This is a genomic window from Halobacillus sp. Cin3 (assembly GCF_947311855.1).
In the GTDB taxonomy this organism is placed as follows: domain Bacteria; phylum Bacillota; class Bacilli; order Bacillales; family Halobacillaceae; genus Halobacillus; species Halobacillus kuroshimensis.
This window is the reverse complement of record NZ_CAMZMV010000001.1, coordinates 1,087,535-1,103,891: the sequence shown is the minus strand read 5'-3', so window position 1 is coordinate 1,103,891 and position 16,357 is coordinate 1,087,535. Positions and strand designations below refer to the sequence as shown.

The window sequence follows — 16,357 nt, the reverse complement described above, 5'->3', positions numbered from 1 at the left end:
CCTCCTCAATGATTTCTGGAAATATAATGCTGGTAAAAATCTTTGGAAATGGTCGTGTTCGGGAAAATTTCCCTGGCTTCATCCAGCAGCTGCTGGACAGCTTTTCCCTGGTACCTGGATGAGATGTGGTTGAGAATCAACTCGCGCACGCCGGCTTCTTTAGCAAGGGAGGCGGCCTGTTTCACGGTGGAGTGGAAATAATTAAAGGCCATTTCCTCCTGATCACCGGCAAACGTTGCTTCATGAACGAGGACATCAAAGTCTTTCAAGGTCCCTGCAAGCTCCGGAAGACAGCGGGTATCACCAAGAATGGCTACTTTCCTTCCTTTTTTAGGGGGACCGGTGACATCGTTCCGTTGAATGATTCGTCCATCCTCCAGCTCTGTTTCCGGCCGGCTTTTAATCTGCTGATAAAGAGGGCCTGGCTGGATACCAAGCTCCTGCAGCTTTGATGGGAGGAGTTCACCGAGCTGGTCCTTTTCCTTTAGGAGATACCCAAAGCTCTCAAGCCCATGCTCCAGACGGACAGCTTCAACAATAAACTGTTTATCCTCAAACAACAGACCCTCTTCAACCTCTTCGACATACAGAGGGTAGCGCAGGTGTGTTCCGCTTAATCTCAAGCTGATATCAATGTATTCTTTTAATCCGCGAGGACCGTAAACGGTTACAGGACTCTCGCCGCCCTGGAAGGACCGGCTGCTTAATAAACCGGGCAGCCCGTATATATGGTCGCCGTGCAGGTGGGTAATGAAAATAGCTTCGATTCTGCGGGGCCTTATCGTTGTATTCAGGATCTGCTGCTGGGTGCCTTCCCCGCAGTCAAAGACCCATGTGGTTCCCCGTTCTTCGAGCATTCGTAAAACGAGCGAAGAAACATTCCGCTCTTTTGATGGGACTCCGGATCCTGTCCCTAGAAAAAATAGTTCCATAGCAACACACTCCTACTTTCTCCATCATACCATCCGCGGAAGGAGAACTCACTTCATATGGTACAAAAAACTGCCGGACTTGGATCCGGCAGTTGAGGTGCATCCTTTACCAGGCTCTTGTATACGGCCTTGGTCCTTCTAATGAATAACCAAGATCATCAGCAGCCTGTTTCGGCCAGTAAGGGTTCCTTAAAAAGGCGCGGGCGATGAAGATCAAGTCGGCCCGTTCGTTCTGCAGAATTTCCTCTGCCTGTATCCCGCTGGTGATTAACCCGACGGCTCCTGCCGCGATATCCGCCCCGTGCTTGATCTGTTCAGCAAATGTCACCTGATAACCGGGGTAAGGCTCGATGGATGCAGGGACGACGCCCCCTGAGCTGACATCGATGAGATCCACTCCCTGCGTTTTCATCTCGGAGGAGAAATAAAGAAAGTCATCCATGGTATTCCCATCCTCATGATATTCTTCACCGGATATCCGTACAAACAATGGACCGGACCACACTTCTTTGACGGCTTCAATGACTTTACGAAGAAAGAGGTACCGGCGCTCGCGGCTGCCTCCGTATTGGTCCGTCCGGAAGTTGGTGAGCGGGGACAAAAACTGGTTAATCAAGTAGCCATGGGCGGCGTGAAGTTCGATGATATCGAATCCGGCTTTTTCTGCACGTTTGGCACTTTTGCGGAAAGCTTCGATGGCTGATTCAATTTTTTCCTTGGACATTTCCACAGGTTCTTTCATCGAAGAGTTGAATGCTTTTGCGCTCGGAGCGAAAATCTCTCCCTGGAGATTCGCTTTACGTCCGGCATGAGCAAGTTGTATGGCGGAGGCAGCTCCATGACGGTGAATGCCATCATTGATCTTCTTCAATCCTTCGATATGGTCATCCTCCCAGATGCCGAGGTCCTCGTGGGAAATCCTTCCTTCCGGTAGAACGGAGGTTGCTTCAATCATCACAAGACCAGCCTGGCCGGCAGCGCGGCTTTCGTAGTGGGCGAGGTGGAAGGGCTGGACTCTTCCGTCCTGTTCGTGTGAGGAATACATACACATGGGAGACATAACGATCCGGTTTTTTAACGTGACGTTTTTTATCGTGCAGGGTTGGAATAATTGATGTTTCATTCAGACTCCTCCTTGGTGTCCCGGAAATTCTGTTTCAGTTCACGAAGCGAATACCGGCTTCCCCGCCACTCAATGCCGCCTCTGAACCATGTCAGGATGAGGGCCCGTGCCAGCATGTAGAGAAACAGAACGGCGGACAGCGGGAGGGCAGAGGCGAGCCACAGTGGATACGTTGTAAACGCCCGGGTCGATAAGATATATAAATAAAATAACAAAAGGACATTGATGAAGCTAATCATCTGCACGGAGGAATCGGGATGAAACAAAAGGAAAAAGGGAAGGACCTGGGATAGAAAGACACCAAATAAAGCAGAAATGGAAAGCAGGAATGAATAGTTCAGTCCGGCAAAGGCGTTTTTCTCAAACCCTTTCAGGGCAGAAGGGAGATCTGGATACCATTCAACAGAGAGGTGCTGTGTAGCGGAAACTAACATTTGAGAGTAACCTGCGGCTTTCATCCGCTGACCAAGAGCCAGATCATCGTCCGCCCGCATTTTCATTTTTTCATGGCCGCCGATATTTTGATACGCCTCAGCTCGAATCAACTGGAAGGCACCAATTCCCATCCCTTGATTTGACTCCGGATCATTTGCGGTCCATGGTCGTTTCAAGTAACTGAACCCGAATAAGAAAAAAGAGATTAAACCTTTTAAAAGGAACGAACCGGCCTTGAGATCAGGAGCGGCTGTTACATAGTCGAGCTGATGCTTTTCCATCAGCTTCACGGCATATCGGAGGGTATCCTCGTGGAAATGGATATCCGCATCTGTAAATACTAGATAGTCTCCTCCGGCCTTGGAGGCTCCCAGGTGAAGGGCGTGATTTTTACCGAGCCAGCCTTCCGGGAGATCCGTTACGTGAACAGGGATAATCTGCGGATGACGGGCAGCCGCCTCATCAATCCATGTGCCTGTCTTGTCGGTAGAACGGTCATTGATGACGATGATTTCATTAGGAGGGAGGGTTTGTTGAACAAGGGAGTCCAGCGTCTGGGTGATCGCTGTTTCCTCGTCCTTCGCAGCGATGATAATGGAAATGTCCGACACAGGATTTGAATGTGAAAGGCCGGCTGAAGACAGGGAGGGGATTTTCCGTATCCCTGTCTTAAAATCAACAAGTAGAACGAACCATACAACCGCTGTCAGCACGTAGATCCAGAACAGCATTATCGTCCACTCCGTTTATGGTGCAGATCTCTGTATTCAAGAGCAAGGTGCGGCACATCGGTAAAAATACCATTGACTCCAAGCTTGTAGCATTTTTTCATCAGGGCCGGTCGATTGACGGTATAGATGCGCAGGGCCAGTTTTTCCTTGGCGGCCTGTTTAACGAGTCGTTTGTCCAACAGGCGGTGCTTCACATGAAGGGCATCGGCCTGCAGGGATTTCGCATAGTGAGGAAGCCGCCTCATTTTTGTAGAGGTGAGAAAGGCTGTCTCTACGGAGGGGTTAATTTTTTTCATCCGTTCGATAGAATCCGAATTGAAGCTTGATATGACGGTCCGTTCCAGAACGTGATACCGCTTTAAGGAATCGTAGACGATGCGTTCAATATTCTTGTATTCAATGACATTTGTTTTTAATTCCACATTCAGGAACATCGGCTGGTCCCGAAACCAGCGAAGGAACTCGTCTAGTGATACAATGGATGTATCAGAAAATTCCGGCGAAAACCAGCTTCCAGCATCAAGAAGCCGGAGTTCCGCATATGTATAATCTTGTACGAACCCGGTTCCGTTCGTCGTACGTCTCAGGTTTTCATCATGGATGAGGACGGGAACCTGGTCTTTCGTCAGCTGGACGTCGGTTTCAATTCCCTCTGCGCCAGCCTGACGAGCCAGCTCAAAAGCGGGCATGGTGTTTTCCGGAGCCAGTTTACTTGCTCCTCTGTGGGCATAAACGAGTGTTTTTACCAAGGGGGTCACCTCTTCCAAGTGGGCTCTATGAGTCTGATTGTGTTTGATATTCTTTGAAAAGTCAACAAGGAGTGTGGAGTGATGAAGGTATGGCAGACGAAAGAACAATTGACGGATCTGCTCTGTTCGCTGGTGGAGTATCCGAGTATTACGAACAGTGATGAAGAGATCGCCATCATTGAATACTTATATTATATTTTGGAGGACAGGGATTATTATAAAAAGCATCCCGATCACCTCAAGCGGCATCCTCTTGATGATGGACGACAGCTTCTCACTGCGCTTGTGAAAAATGGAGAAGCGGAGGAAACCATCGTCCTGCTTGCTCATGTGGATGTCGTTGGTGTCGAAGATTACGGATCGTATCAGAATCTGGCGTTCTATCCACGTGAGTTAACACAGGAACTACATAAAAACAGCAGCGACCTGCCAAAAGAAGCGTTGAAGGATTTGGAATCCGGAAACTGGCTCTTCGGGCGGGGGACGATGGATATGAAAGCCGGTCTAACCGTTCATTTGTCTCTTCTGGAAAAGGCGATGAATGGTGAATTTGAAGGGAATCTACTGCTCATTGCGGTCCCCGATGAGGAAGTGAACTCTGAAGGGATGCTGGCAGCACTCCCGGCCTTGAGGGAAATCAAAGAACAAGAAGGTCTCGTGTATAAGACCGCTTTGAACGGAGAGCCGATGTTCAGTAAGTATCCTGGTGATCCGGCCTACTATTTATATACCGGTTCCATAGGGAAAGCGCTGCCCGGTTTCCTGTGTTACGGGAAGGAAACCCATGCAGGGGAGCCCTTCGGTGGTCTGAATGCCAATTTAATGGTCAGCTATCTGGCTCAGGAAATGGAGCTGAATGAAGCCTTTATCGAAAAGGTCGGGGAGGAGCGGACACCGCCGCCGATCAGTTTGATGCAGCGGGACTTGAAATTTGAATATTCCGTACAGACCCCGCAGGCAGCTGTGGCCATGTACAACGTCCTGTATATGAAGCAGACGATCAAGGAATTGAATGAGAAGCTGCTGCTGGCCGCCCAACGTGCAAAAGCCAAGATCATCAATCATTATCATCATCAGGCATCGTATTATTTGGAAGGCACCCAGACGTCAGCCTTTCATCCGGATATCACGATCCTTACGTATGACCAGCTTTACAAAGAAGCGGTCGAAAGGTATGGGGAGATGGAAGTGGAACGTCGGCAGAACCGGCTTGTTAAACTGCGTGACCAGGGAGATCGTGATTTCTCAACGACTCTCGTGCAGAGTCTCGCCTCCCTGTGTAAGGATATCAGTCCAATGATTGTTCTTTTCTACAGTCCACCGTTCTACCCGGCGGTTTCCTCGCACCACGATCCAATGATCCAGCACGGAGCGCAGACAGCTATGGATTATGCCCGGACACATTATGGTGAAGAACTTGAAGTGGTGGAGTACTTTACAGGATTGTCAGACTTGAGTTTCATCGGCCCGACATCCGCCCGCTCGTCCCTGACGGATTTGACGAAACAGATGCCGATTCATGGAAATGGGTTTGAATGGCCGGCGGAGGACATGGAATCGATCACAATGCCGATTATTAACGTAGGCCCTCTGGGCAGGGATCCTCACCAGTGGACGGAGCGGCTTGAGTTGACCTACAGTTTTGAGAAGCTTCCAAAAATCGTAACCGAAACGATTCACGAACTATTTAAAGCTTGAAACACATAAGAAAAGCCTGGAATGAAAATCATTCCAGGCTTTTTGATTATCCATTGTATTCGAAACCGGCACCAGGACCGATTGGAAGACCTGTCATCATCCAGATGAGGAGCATAATCATCCAGATGATGAAGAATGCAATGGAATAAGGGAGCATGGCGGAAATCAGTGTACCAATGCCCACTTTTTTATCATATTTTTGTGCAAAAGCAATCACAATCGCAAAGTACGGCATCAACGGTGAGATGACGTTGGTCGTAGAATCTGCAATCCGGTAGGCAAGGGTTGTCAGTTCCGGTGAATAGCCGAGCTGCATCATAAGTGGGACGAAAACCGGCGCCATGATGGCCCATTTGGCGGAAGAGCTTCCGATAAACAGGTTGATGAAACCAGCGACAAAAATGAACGCAATGATTAACCCGATGCCTGTAAAGCCGAGATTATCAAGGAATTCCGCGCCACTGACGGCAATGACTTTACCAAGGTTGGTATGGTTGAAGTAGGCAACGAACTGTCCTGCCGTAAAGGCAAGGACGATGTACATGCCCATGGAAGCCATCGTATCGGACATCTGCCCGGCGACATCCTTATCGTTTTTAATTTCCTTCGTCACTTTTCCATAAATAAATCCTGGGACAAAGAACAAAATCAAGATAACAGGAACAAGGCTGTGGAAAAATGGAGAAGCCAGAATATCATCCGGATCCCGCAGCGGCCCCCACTCCGGGACAACAAGAAGAGCCATGAGAGCGATGGTCACGATGAAACCGACCAGAGCACCTGTCATTCCTTTTTTCTCAAGGGCTGTTAAGTAGTTGACTTCTTCCTTCACGCCGCCCTTATACGTGCCAAGACGCGGCTCAACGATTTTATCTGTTACAATGGTACCGACAATCGTTAAGACAAACACAGAGACAATCATGAAGTAATAGTTCATCGTATACAAAATCGTGTCCGCATACTCCGGATCAATGGTAGCAGCTGCCTGAATCGTTAAATCACCAAGCAGTGGATCCAGAGCGGTCAGCAGCAGGTTGGCGCTGAACCCGGCGGATACACCGGCAAAAGCAGCTGCAAGTCCTGCGAGCGGATGTCGGCCGAGGCCGGCAAACAGTACGGCACCGAGAGGCGTCAGTACGACATACCCGGCGTCTGCGGCCATACTGGACATAATTCCTCCGAACACGAGGGACGCGGTCATTAATGAGCGTGGCACGGATGTAACCAGACCCCGGAGCATCGCACTGATCAATCCGGACCTCTCAGCAATCCCGATACCCAGCATCGTGACCAACACGGTTCCAAGCGGTGCGAACCCTACAAAGTTTTCAACCATACTTTCAAACATATATTTAATACCTTCACTGGAAAGCAGATTCACCACCTGCAGGGTTTCACCTGAAGCGGGATCTTCCACTTCAACACCTGCTGTGGAAGCAATCCATGAAGCAATGATAACCAGCAGTGCAAAAACAGCAAACAATGTAACAGGGTGGGGAAGTTTGTTCCCGACACGTTCCACGCCGTCAAGCAGGCGCATTGTCAGCCCTTTTTTCTCCTGTTTTTCCATGATTCTCCTCCTTACAGCTTTTCAAAAAGTTCTTTCTTTTACATAGACGCGTTAAAGTATAAAGAATTGTAAGACTTTTTTGAAGGGTGTTTGAAAAAGTGCTACTAGAAAGAGTATTACGAATTATAGGATATTTAAACATCCGCACACGGGAAATCCGAAAAGAAACATGGTACAATATAAGAAATGAATGTTCATTCAGTTTGGAGGGAAGGTATGAAAACGTTGAAAGATACAATTACTCAAATCACAATGCCGACGCCCTATGCGGTGGGAGATGTCCATACGTACCTGTTGAAAGGGGACCGCCTTACCCTTGTGGATGCCGGTGTCCGTACAGAAGATGCCTGGAACGCGCTTGTCGATCAGTTGAAAATGACAGGGTACCAGCCGGAGGATATTGAGCAGGTGATCCTTACTCATCATCATCCGGATCATATGGGATGGGTGGATCGTTTTTCACGTGTCCAGACGATCGCAGGTCATCCAAAATTGAAGCCGTGGCTGGAGAGGGATGACGGCTTCTTTGAACGATACGAATCTTTTTTTAAGTGGATGTATAAGGAATCGGGTGTCCCGGAGCGTTTTGATTCCCTTTTGAAAGGACTGAAAAAACCTTTGAAATGGACGGCAGAGGGGAAAATGACGCACCTCCTGGAAGAAGGCCGTCTTCTTCCGGGCCATGACGAATGGCAGGTGCTTGAAACCCCTGGTCATGCCCAGAACCATCTGTCCTTTTTCCGCAAAGAGGACGGTGCCCTGATCGGGGGAGATCATCTTCTTGCCCATATTTCCTCCAACCCTTTACTAGAGCCTGCCTACAGTCCGGGAGAAGGACGGCCGAAGCCTCTTCTTCAGTACCGGGCTTCCATGAAAAAACTACTTCCTTTGAACATGAACACGGTTTACCCGGGCCATGGGAAGGTGTTCGGTGACGTGAACGCTCTTATACAAACGCGCCTGACAAAGCAGGAGCAGCGGGCGGAAAAAGTTTTCCGCATGTTTAAGGACGGACCGCAGCGTGCCTATGACATATGTGAGCGTCTGTTTCCCAAGCATGTAGAATCCCAGCTTGGGCTGACGATGTCGGAGACCGTAGGGCAGCTGGATTATTTGGAGTCGATAAATCGGCTGAAAACGTCTATCATAGAAGGGGAGAAATTTTACGAAATGAACGGGTGATGACATGAATGAACGTTTAAAGGGAAAAAAGATCCTGATTACCGGGGCCTCCAGTGGAATCGGACAGTTTCTTGCCATCCATGCAGCATCAGAAGGTGCTGTTCCGATTTTGACGGCCAGGTCAGAGGATAAACTGGAACTGATGAGTGAAACCATTGAAAGCACTTTCGGCACATCCTGCCCATGGTATAAAGCGGATCTGTCCAATGATGCAGAATGGAAAGACACGATTGACAGAATCTGCTATGAGCAGGGGTCTGTTGATGCATTGATTAACAATGCAGGGGTGGCAGTGTTCGATTATGTAGCCGATTCAAATTGGCAGGATATTGACCGGATGGTGTCGGTCAATGTGACGTCGTTGTTCCGCGCGACTCATCAACTGCTGCCCCACCTGCTTCAGAACGGGGAAGGGCATATTGTGAATATCGCCTCCCAGGCTGGAAAGATGGCGACGCCTAAATCCGCTGTTTACGCCGCTACGAAACATGCGGTACTCGGGTTTACCAACGCATTAAGGATGGAAGTAGAGCCGCTCGGCCTTCATGTTACGAGCGTCAATCTCGGCCCTGTCCGTACAAACTTTTTTAAACAGGCGGACCCGAGCGGGAATTATGAAAAAGCCGTGGATAAGATGATGCTGGATCCGAATAAGGTGGCAAGGATTGTCATCAGCCGCTTATTCACGAAACAGCGGGAAATCAACCTGCCTTCCTGGATGAATTCAGGAAGTAAAGTCTACGCGGTGGCACCTTCAGCGGTCGAAAAAATCATGCATAAACAGTTTAAGAAAAAATAAGGATATCCCACCTCCGGGCCTGCTGCCCGGAGGTTTTTTTATATTCAGGAGCAGGATGACAGGAATTGGAACTTGCAAACACGAACATATATTCGCATAATAGTAGTAAAAACGAAAGGAGAAGGGGCATGAGCAATCCGAATATTGATTACACCCGCTATCCGGATCGTGGAATCCTCTGTGTAGATATGAAAAGTTTTTACGCCAGCTGTGCAGCGATTGATCGCGGGCTTGATCCTTTAACCTGTCCACTGGCCGTCGTTGCGGATATGAACCGGAGAGGGAGCGTTGTTTTGGCTGCTACACCGGCCATGAAACAGAAATACGGCATCCGCACGGGGAGCCGTCTGTTTGAAATACCATCGTCACCGGATATTGTGATTGTGTCCGCTCAGATGAGGAAATATTTGGAGGTGTCTACACAAGTCACGCACCTCTTTCATAAATTCGTTCCCAAAGAGAACATCCATACGTACAGTGTCGATGAAAGCTTTTTGGAAGTTGGGGGGAACAAGGGGAAATTCGGCCGTCCGGATGAGACGGCACGGATGATTATTAATGAATTGAAGGAAACCTTCCATTTGGATGCCGCCATCGGAATCGGACCGAATATGCTGTTATCAAAACTGTGTCTCGATCTGGAAGCGAAAAAAAAGGGCATAGCCCGCTGGACGTTTGAGGACTTCCAGGAGAAACTGTGGCCCGTCGCTCCCTTGTCTGAGATGTGGGGGATCGGGCCGCGGATGGAGCACAGGCTGAACCGGATGGGCATCTGGTCAGTCGGCCAGCTGGCAAAATTCCCGCTGGAACGACTGGAGAAGGCATTTGGTGTGATGGGGAATCAGCTTTATTACCATGCGAATGGGGTGGACTTATCCGATCCGGGAGCTCCGATTATCCATGGCCAGGTCAGCTATGGAAAAAGTCAGATTCTCCTCAGGGATTATCCGGACCCTGAGGAAGTGAAGTACGTTATCCTGGAAATGTGTGAGGAGGTGGCCCGTCGTGCGCGCCGCAAGGGCCATGCGGGCCGGACGATTTCGCTCGGTATCGGCTACAGTAAAAGGGAAGATGGCAGCGGCTTTCACCGGTCTGTATCCATCAACCAGCCGACAAGCATTACGATGGATATTTACCATGCCTGCCTCACATTGTTTCACCGCTTTTACCACGGGGGAGTCGTCCGCCGCATATCCATTTCGCTTGGCAATATTACTGAGGATGCCAGTGTTCAGCTGGACTTGTTTGATCAAGGAAGGGATAAAAAACGTGACCTCGGTTATGTCATGGATGAGATTCGTGAGCGGTTCGGCCAGGATATGCTGCTCCGGGCGGTTTCCTGGACGGACGCCGGCACAGCTCGACATCGCAGCCGTCTAGTTGGCGGACATTATGCCGAATAAAATCAAAACGATTGTTCTTTGTCAAAGGATTTTTTACAATAGAAGGACAGGAGGGATGAAAGATGAAACTACGCATCACAGATGAAGCTAAACAACAGCTCGAGCAGATACAGGAAGCCGGCCGGCCGCTTCTCCGTCTTTTTTATGATACCGAAGGGTGCGGCTGTGGAGTGAACGGACTCCCGACCCTTCGTCTGGAGCATGAAGAACGGACGACGGATGAGAAAGTGGAAAATGAGGATTATCCGGTCATTATTGACAACCAGCAGGCCATTTTCTTCAAAAAGGAGATGAAGCTTGATTTTGTCCGTGGCACTTTCCGCCTTTCCAGCCCTGATGGTATCTTGAATCCGATCATCCCGATCAAAGACGTGAAAGAAGGAGCGACGATATGAGTAAAAGGAAACTGGAAGAAGGCTCTCTGGGCTCCCAGCTGAACGCCGATGTTTTATCCAAGCTCAAGTCGAAGCAGAATGAATGGAAACAGCAGGCAGCAGAACGGGAAGAACAGGAAAAACAGCGCCGGATGGAAGAAAGAAAGCGCAGAGAAGCCAATAAGAGTTTTGAAGAGCTTCTTAATGAGAGTGAACTCGATTGGAAAAGTTTTAAAAAATAAGCACGCCCTCCAGGGGTGCTTATTTTTTAGTTTGCAGAGAAACCGCATGTTTTTCTAAACGGATCAGGGACCCGGTGATTCCTGCGAAAAAGGAGGCAGTGCAACCACTTTAGACATAAACACTTCTACGGCAGGGACTATTTATTTTTTGATGACTTTATTATATAGTGAATGATTATTCATTCATGTTACAATAGGGAAAGAATCAAAAAAGGAGTGAACCCTATGTTTCAAGTCTTTGAAAAAGAGCAGGTCACATGTGTGGAAATGGTCGTCCCTCATATGGGCAGTGTGTATGCGTATTACGTAGACGGTATGATTGTGGATACGGGCACCCGACATTTTGAAAATGAACTCATTTCGTTTTATGAACGCATGCCGATAGATGTGACAGCTCTGACACATAACCATGAAGATCATACAGGGACTGCTGCGTGGCTGGAGCAGCACCACCGTTCTCCGATCTATGTTCACCCATCTGGTATTGATACGTGTACAGAATTTGCTCCTTACCCGGAATACCGGAGGAAGACGTGGGGGCTTCGGGAAGCCTTTCATCCTGTCCCATACCCGTCTCAGCTTTCCTCCCGGCATTTGGATTGGGAAGTGATTGAAACTCCGGGCCATGCTGTGGATCACGTTTCCCTGTTCAACAAAGATCGTGGTCTGTTATTTTCAGGAGATTTGTTCGTACGGCCGAAGACAAAGGTAATCATGCGGGAGGAATCCATCCCGCAGATCATGGATTCCATACAAAAGGTGCTCACTTACGATTTTGGCCCGATGTTTTGTGGTCATGCCGGTTATATAGAGGATGGGCGCAGCCGCCTGGAAGAGAAACTGGACCATCTGCAGCACCTCTATGGAGAAGTCAAGCACCTTCACGAATCCGGACTGTCCGATCGTGACATTCAAAAGAAGCTGTTCCCGAAGGAATATCCGATTATTTCTTACTCTGATGGAGAATGGGATTCCTTTCACATCATTACGTCCATTGTCGCTGACGTGAACGCCCGTGTGTAAAGGATGAAAACCGACGTTTAACACAAAAAGGCCGGGTTCATCGTGTCCGGAAAATACTACTTATCGCATGACATGTGTGTGGTCGCGTTCCGCTTATCGGTGGATGCTTAAGGCGGGCACGGCCTCCGTTGACTTGGAGAGGAAGAACACCTGCCGAAGTGGATTTTCGGCTCGTGCTGTTCCCGCAGGCGTCCCCAACGAACGCTCCTCGTGTACGCAGGTTCAAAAGAACGGCATGGGCTGCGCTATTGCGCACTTGCGTGGAAAACAAAAAGGGAAAGAACAGGCGCTTTCGCTCCTGGCGGTAAGAAAGAAAAAAGCTTGTAAAGAAACAGGGGTTTCTCTACAAGCTGAGACCGCTGCGGGGCAGCGGTCTGTCTTTTTGTTATGTTTTGGAGAGTTCGTTTGATACAGCTTCTCCTGCTTTTTTGAGGAGTTTCTCCCATCTTTCCTGATCAGCCAGGAGCTGATTGGTTTTTGCACCGACGATGGAGAGGGCTGCGGCGGTTTCGGTTTTGCTGAAAATCGGTACGGCCATGCTGATCGACCCATCAATCGGGTCATCCACGCTTTTGGAGAGCCGTTCTTCCTTTACGTGTTCCAGCTGCTTTATATATTCGCTACGATCGACAATGGAAAGGGATCCGTATTTCTCCAGTGGCTGGCCGGCTAAATAATTCTCCCGCTCGTCGATATCCATAAAAGCCAGAAATACTTTTCCGAAATTACCATACGTGACGGGGAGGGTTTGGCCTGCTTTGGAGAAAAACCTCAATTCCTTCGTTCCTTCCACCGCTTCGATGATCAGCAGCTGATCATTTTCCATAACAGCCAGCTGTACCGTTTCCCCCAGCCGGTCACGCAGGTCCACCATATGGGGAACGGCTGCATTTCTTAATTCGTGATGAGCCTTTAATTGAACACCGAGTTCAAGAATTTGATAACCAAGAGAGTATTTTTGTGTAGCGCTGTCTTGTTTAACAAATCCTCGGGATTCCAATGTCTGAAGCGTCCGGTGCAGCGTGCTTTTTGAGATATCAAGCTGGCCGCCAAGCTCCCGGATGCTCTTTTCTTTGTTCTGGCTGAGAACCATTAATATGTCAATCGCATTATCAATGGCTGCAATACGCGCAGGCATCGCATGACCTCCTTTACGTAACAAACGCATTTTCCCTCTATCATACCACGTCTTTTTAGTGGATGGACTTTTTAAGACGGGTACCGGGCAGCGAGCTTTTGATAACTGCTCATCATTTCTTTTGCGAGCTGGAGGCTGTCTTCCGGTCTGAAGCTGGCATGATCGAAATGCAGCATTTCTTTCAAAATCTGATGGGTGTAGTCCGAATAATAAATGGTCCCATCCTCGCTGATGTGATCAATCCCATCCAGCTTGGCAGAAGCTTCATTGATCTGAACGGCTTCTTCCAGCGTTAATCCTTCTGGGAGGACGGGTTCAGCCCCTTCCCGGCTCAAATAGACAGGATACCCGCCGGGCAGTCCTTGAGGAGAGGGGGAGTGTGTAAACCACTTGGCCGGCTGGAGGAGGGCAAACATATTTTTAATTGTGGAGCTTGCGGAAACGGTCGTGAATGCTGTGCCCTCCGGATACTGTTTGATGGCGTCCCACAGCAGCTGTTCGGTGTCAAACTGGCTCGTAACATCTTGGTCATGCACCATGATTTTCATATAATGCGGGGCTTTCTGATAGCCGGCTTCTCTTGGATAGACCCACCATTGATGATGGATGACCAGGTAGATCGTTACGGCGTCGGCCGGTACATGAAGGGTTTCAGCAACTGAAAGTTTTACAGAAGGTTCGATTACATCCACATTCCCAATGCCGATGGTAGGGGCAAGTCCGAGTTTCCCAAGGGCAGGATTGACCAGGTCGGATAAAGCTGTATTAATCACGTGCGGGGAAACAGAAGACTGGCGGACGGCCAGCATAAGGTGATAGACAAGGGCGAGCTGGCATGGAAGCCAGGCTCCCAGACTGGCTGCGCTCAACTTTTCATAGATTTCCTTAGGAAGCTTGCGAATGGTATGCCATGTCTGAAGAACGGCGCAGTTGATGATTACGTCTGGTTGCTCTCTATTAAGGAGATCAGCTGTTTCGTGGACATTGGTTACGTCCAGCCTTTTGAACGTAACTTCAGGGTACAAACGGTGGACGGCCGCTCCCCTTAAGGCGTTATGCACTTTCTTTCTGCCGTCTTCCTCATTAATATCACAAACCACCAGCTCTGGGCATTTAGGATCACGAACGAGAAATTCCATAATATGACTGCCAACTTCACCAGTTCCGATCAACAGCACTTTATTCATCGTAAAACCTCCATTTTGGGACAGTGTCCCTTTTTGATATTATACGTACGGAGATGATGGTGGGTCAATAGAGAACTTGTACTGCAAAGATATGAATATTGATTAGGAATAAAAATTTATTGTTTTTCGATAAATGTATCGATAAAATAGAAAATAAGAATGGGGGGAGGAAAGTGAAAAAAGGATCGACGATATTTTTAACGGCTGTGATTTATGTGCTGGGACTGGGAGTGCTGATTTTATGCGTGTTTCTGCTTCCTTGGACAGAAGCGGGAGCAAAGGGGATGTGGGGTTCGCATTATCCTGTGCTGATCGGAATGTATGCAGCGGCTGTTCCTTTTTTCACCGCCTTATACGAGGCACTCCGCCTGCTGCGGCTGATTGAAAAAGAAGCGGCATTTTCCGAGGCATCGGTACACTCATTAGCCAAAATCAAGCGGAGTGCTTTTACGGTCAGTGCGATTTATGTGCTGGTGTTTCCGTTCTTTTACAAAGCAGGGGAAGTGGATGATGCTCCTGGATTGATTGCCGCCGGCCTTGCCTTCATGGCAGCGTCCTTTGTCATAGGCGTTTTCGCTGCGGTCCTGCAGGCCCTGCTTAAACAGGCACTTGAAATAAAAAAAGAAAATGATCTGACGGTGTGAGGTGATGAGATGGCGGTGAGGGTTCATATAGATGTGATGCTTGCGAAAAGGAAGATGAGTGTGACAGAACTGGCGGATAAAGTGGGGATAACGATGGCCAACCTTTCCATTTTGAAAAATGGAAAAGCGAAGGCCGTTCGTTTTTCCACCTTGGAAGCCATTTGTAAAGCCTTGGACTGCCAGCCTGGTGATTTGTTGGAGTATGTAGAGGATGAACGTGATGAAACATAGATGTTTTCATAAGGTGTCAGACGCTGTGCATCAGCTTTTTCACTTTGGCTGGCAGCAGGCACTATCATGCATCTTTCCGGTTATCATTTTTGCAGCGCTTGCAGTTACGCAGGTATTCCCGCTGCCTGTTCTTCCACGTTATGACTGGCTGTTGATCTTCTTCTTACTGACGCAGTGGCTGATGCTTCGGTCCGGTCTTGAAACAAGAGATGAACTGAAGGTGATCACGCTTTTTCACGTCATCGGTCTGGCATTGGAAATCTTTAAAGTGCACATGGGTTCGTGGTCATATCCGGAGCCCGGGTACAGTAAGGTCTGGGGAGTCCCGTTGTACAGCGGATTTATGTATGCCAGTGTAGCCAGTTATCTGTGTCAGGCTTGGAGGAGACTGGACGTACAGTTGGTTCACTGGCCTTCCTCCCTTTTGGCCGGAGGTTTGGCAGGGGCGGTTTACCTCAATTTCTTCTTTCATCACTTCTGGATTGATATCCGTTGGTGGCTCGCATCCCTTGTCGTTCTCCTGTTTATTCGGACACGGGTAACTTATATTGTTCATGGGCGGGAATATTCAATGCCGCTCGTTCTGTCCTTTGTCCTGATCGGTTTTTTTATCTGGATTGCTGAAAACATTGCAACATTTTTCGGTGCGTGGCAGTATCCCGGCCAGCAGGAAGCCTGGACGCTTGTTCACGTGGGGAAGATCAGCTCCTGGCTGCTGCTTGTGATTGTCAGTTTTCTTATTGTTGCTCTCTTGAAGCATGTGAAGGGAAAGCGTTCAGGAACGAGGAAGCTCAGGCGCTCGTCCGCGGAAAGGGAAGGGGCTTTCGCTCCTGGCGGTAAGAAAAAAGCTTGTAAAGAAACAGGGGTTTCTCTACAAGCTGAAGAGGAAGCCTGAT

Annotated in this window: 17 protein-coding genes; 10 read left to right on the top strand and 7 right to left on the bottom strand. The window is 48.8% G+C overall.

The window, feature by feature from the left end; translation table 11 throughout:
- Window positions 1–5 precede the first annotated feature (5 nt).
- From rnz to QMA39_RS05920, 4 genes are all read right to left on the bottom strand, one after another.
- Window positions 6–932 (bottom strand): ribonuclease Z, encoded by a 927-nt coding sequence (gene rnz / locus QMA39_RS05935; protein ID WP_281658204.1) that lies wholly within the window; start codon window positions 930–932, stop codon window positions 6–8.
- A 106-nt stretch (window positions 933–1,038) separates the two neighbouring features.
- Window positions 1,039–2,055, bottom strand: a complete 1,017-nt coding sequence (gene namA / locus QMA39_RS05930; RefSeq protein ID WP_281658203.1) for an NADPH dehydrogenase NamA — start codon at window positions 2,053–2,055, stop codon at window positions 1,039–1,041.
- Window positions 2,052–3,221, bottom strand: coding sequence for a glycosyltransferase family 2 protein (locus tag QMA39_RS05925; protein ID WP_281658202.1), 1,170 nt, complete (start codon window positions 3,219–3,221; stop codon window positions 2,052–2,054). The genes namA and QMA39_RS05925 overlap by 4 nt, the downstream gene beginning before the upstream one ends.
- A complete protein-coding gene (locus tag QMA39_RS05920) occupies window positions 3,221–3,970 on the bottom strand; it encodes a glycerophosphodiester phosphodiesterase (protein ID WP_035532061.1) in 750 nt (249 codons plus the stop codon). Before QMA39_RS05920 ends, QMA39_RS05925 begins: the two co-directional genes overlap by 1 nt.
- Window positions 3,971–4,051: 81 nt before the next feature.
- Here QMA39_RS05920 and QMA39_RS05915 point away from each other — a divergent pair, with 81 nt between their 5' ends.
- Entirely contained in the window at window positions 4,052–5,668 is a 1,617-nt protein-coding gene (locus QMA39_RS05915; RefSeq protein ID WP_281658201.1) for a M20/M25/M40 family metallo-hydrolase, read from the top strand.
- A 46-nt stretch (window positions 5,669–5,714) separates the two neighbouring features.
- Here QMA39_RS05915 and QMA39_RS05910 read toward each other — a convergent pair whose 3' ends face one another.
- Window positions 5,715–7,238, bottom strand: a complete 1,524-nt coding sequence (locus tag QMA39_RS05910; protein ID WP_281658200.1) for an AbgT family transporter — start codon at window positions 7,236–7,238, stop codon at window positions 5,715–5,717.
- A 216-nt stretch (window positions 7,239–7,454) separates the two neighbouring features.
- On the opposite strand from QMA39_RS05910, the gene QMA39_RS05905 reads away from it, so the two are divergent.
- The 6 genes from QMA39_RS05905 to QMA39_RS05880 all read left to right on the top strand — a co-directional run bounded on the left by QMA39_RS05905 (window position 7,455) and on the right by QMA39_RS05880 (window position 12,261).
- Window positions 7,455–8,420 carry an MBL fold metallo-hydrolase gene (locus QMA39_RS05905; RefSeq protein ID WP_027955487.1) on the top strand — a complete coding sequence of 322 codons (966 nt, stop codon included), beginning with the start codon at window positions 7,455–7,457 and terminating at the stop codon, window positions 8,418–8,420.
- A gap of 4 nt (window positions 8,421–8,424) precedes the next feature.
- Window positions 8,425–9,219 carry an SDR family oxidoreductase gene (locus QMA39_RS05900; protein ID WP_027955488.1) on the top strand — a complete coding sequence of 265 codons (795 nt, stop codon included), beginning with the start codon at window positions 8,425–8,427 and terminating at the stop codon, window positions 9,217–9,219.
- A gap of 128 nt (window positions 9,220–9,347) precedes the next feature.
- Complete coding sequence (locus QMA39_RS05895) at window positions 9,348–10,622, top strand: UV damage repair protein UvrX (protein ID WP_281658199.1); 1,275 nt, start codon at window positions 9,348–9,350, stop codon at window positions 10,620–10,622.
- A 62-nt stretch (window positions 10,623–10,684) separates the two neighbouring features.
- Window positions 10,685–11,017 (top strand): iron-sulfur cluster biosynthesis family protein, encoded by a 333-nt coding sequence (locus tag QMA39_RS05890; RefSeq protein WP_027955490.1) that lies wholly within the window; start codon window positions 10,685–10,687, stop codon window positions 11,015–11,017.
- Window positions 11,014–11,238: a YqkE family protein gene (locus QMA39_RS05885; RefSeq protein ID WP_206935949.1), complete on the top strand. Its 225-nt coding sequence runs from the start codon at window positions 11,014–11,016 to the stop codon at window positions 11,236–11,238. Before QMA39_RS05890 ends, QMA39_RS05885 begins: the two co-directional genes overlap by 4 nt.
- A 225-nt stretch (window positions 11,239–11,463) precedes the next feature.
- The gene (locus QMA39_RS05880) at window positions 11,464–12,261 is read left to right on the top strand and encodes an MBL fold metallo-hydrolase (protein ID WP_027955492.1); all 798 of its coding nucleotides are present in this window, start codon (window positions 11,464–11,466) and stop codon (window positions 12,259–12,261) included.
- Window positions 12,262–12,646: 385 nt separating this feature from the next.
- Here QMA39_RS05880 and QMA39_RS05875 read toward each other — a convergent pair whose 3' ends face one another.
- A complete protein-coding gene (locus QMA39_RS05875; RefSeq protein WP_027955493.1) occupies window positions 12,647–13,399 on the bottom strand; it encodes an IclR family transcriptional regulator in 753 nt (250 codons plus the stop codon).
- Window positions 13,400–13,470: 71 nt separating this feature from the next.
- A complete protein-coding gene (locus tag QMA39_RS05870; RefSeq protein ID WP_281658198.1) occupies window positions 13,471–14,586 on the bottom strand; it encodes a saccharopine dehydrogenase NADP-binding domain-containing protein in 1,116 nt (371 codons plus the stop codon).
- Between the two features lie 173 nt (window positions 14,587–14,759).
- On the opposite strand from QMA39_RS05870, the gene QMA39_RS05865 reads away from it, so the two are divergent.
- The 3 genes from QMA39_RS05865 to QMA39_RS05855 are packed head-to-tail and all read left to right on the top strand — an operon-like array spanning window position 14,760 to window position 16,356.
- Complete coding sequence (locus QMA39_RS05865; RefSeq protein ID WP_281658197.1) at window positions 14,760–15,230, top strand: DUF2975 domain-containing protein; 471 nt, start codon at window positions 14,760–14,762, stop codon at window positions 15,228–15,230.
- Window positions 15,231–15,239: 9 nt separating this feature from the next.
- Window positions 15,240–15,461: a helix-turn-helix transcriptional regulator gene (locus tag QMA39_RS05860; protein WP_027955496.1), complete on the top strand. Its 222-nt coding sequence runs from the start codon at window positions 15,240–15,242 to the stop codon at window positions 15,459–15,461.
- Window positions 15,451–16,356, top strand: a complete 906-nt coding sequence (locus QMA39_RS05855) for a DUF817 domain-containing protein (protein WP_281658196.1) — start codon at window positions 15,451–15,453, stop codon at window positions 16,354–16,356. The genes QMA39_RS05860 and QMA39_RS05855 overlap by 11 nt, the downstream gene beginning before the upstream one ends.
- Window position 16,357 lies beyond the last annotated feature (1 nt).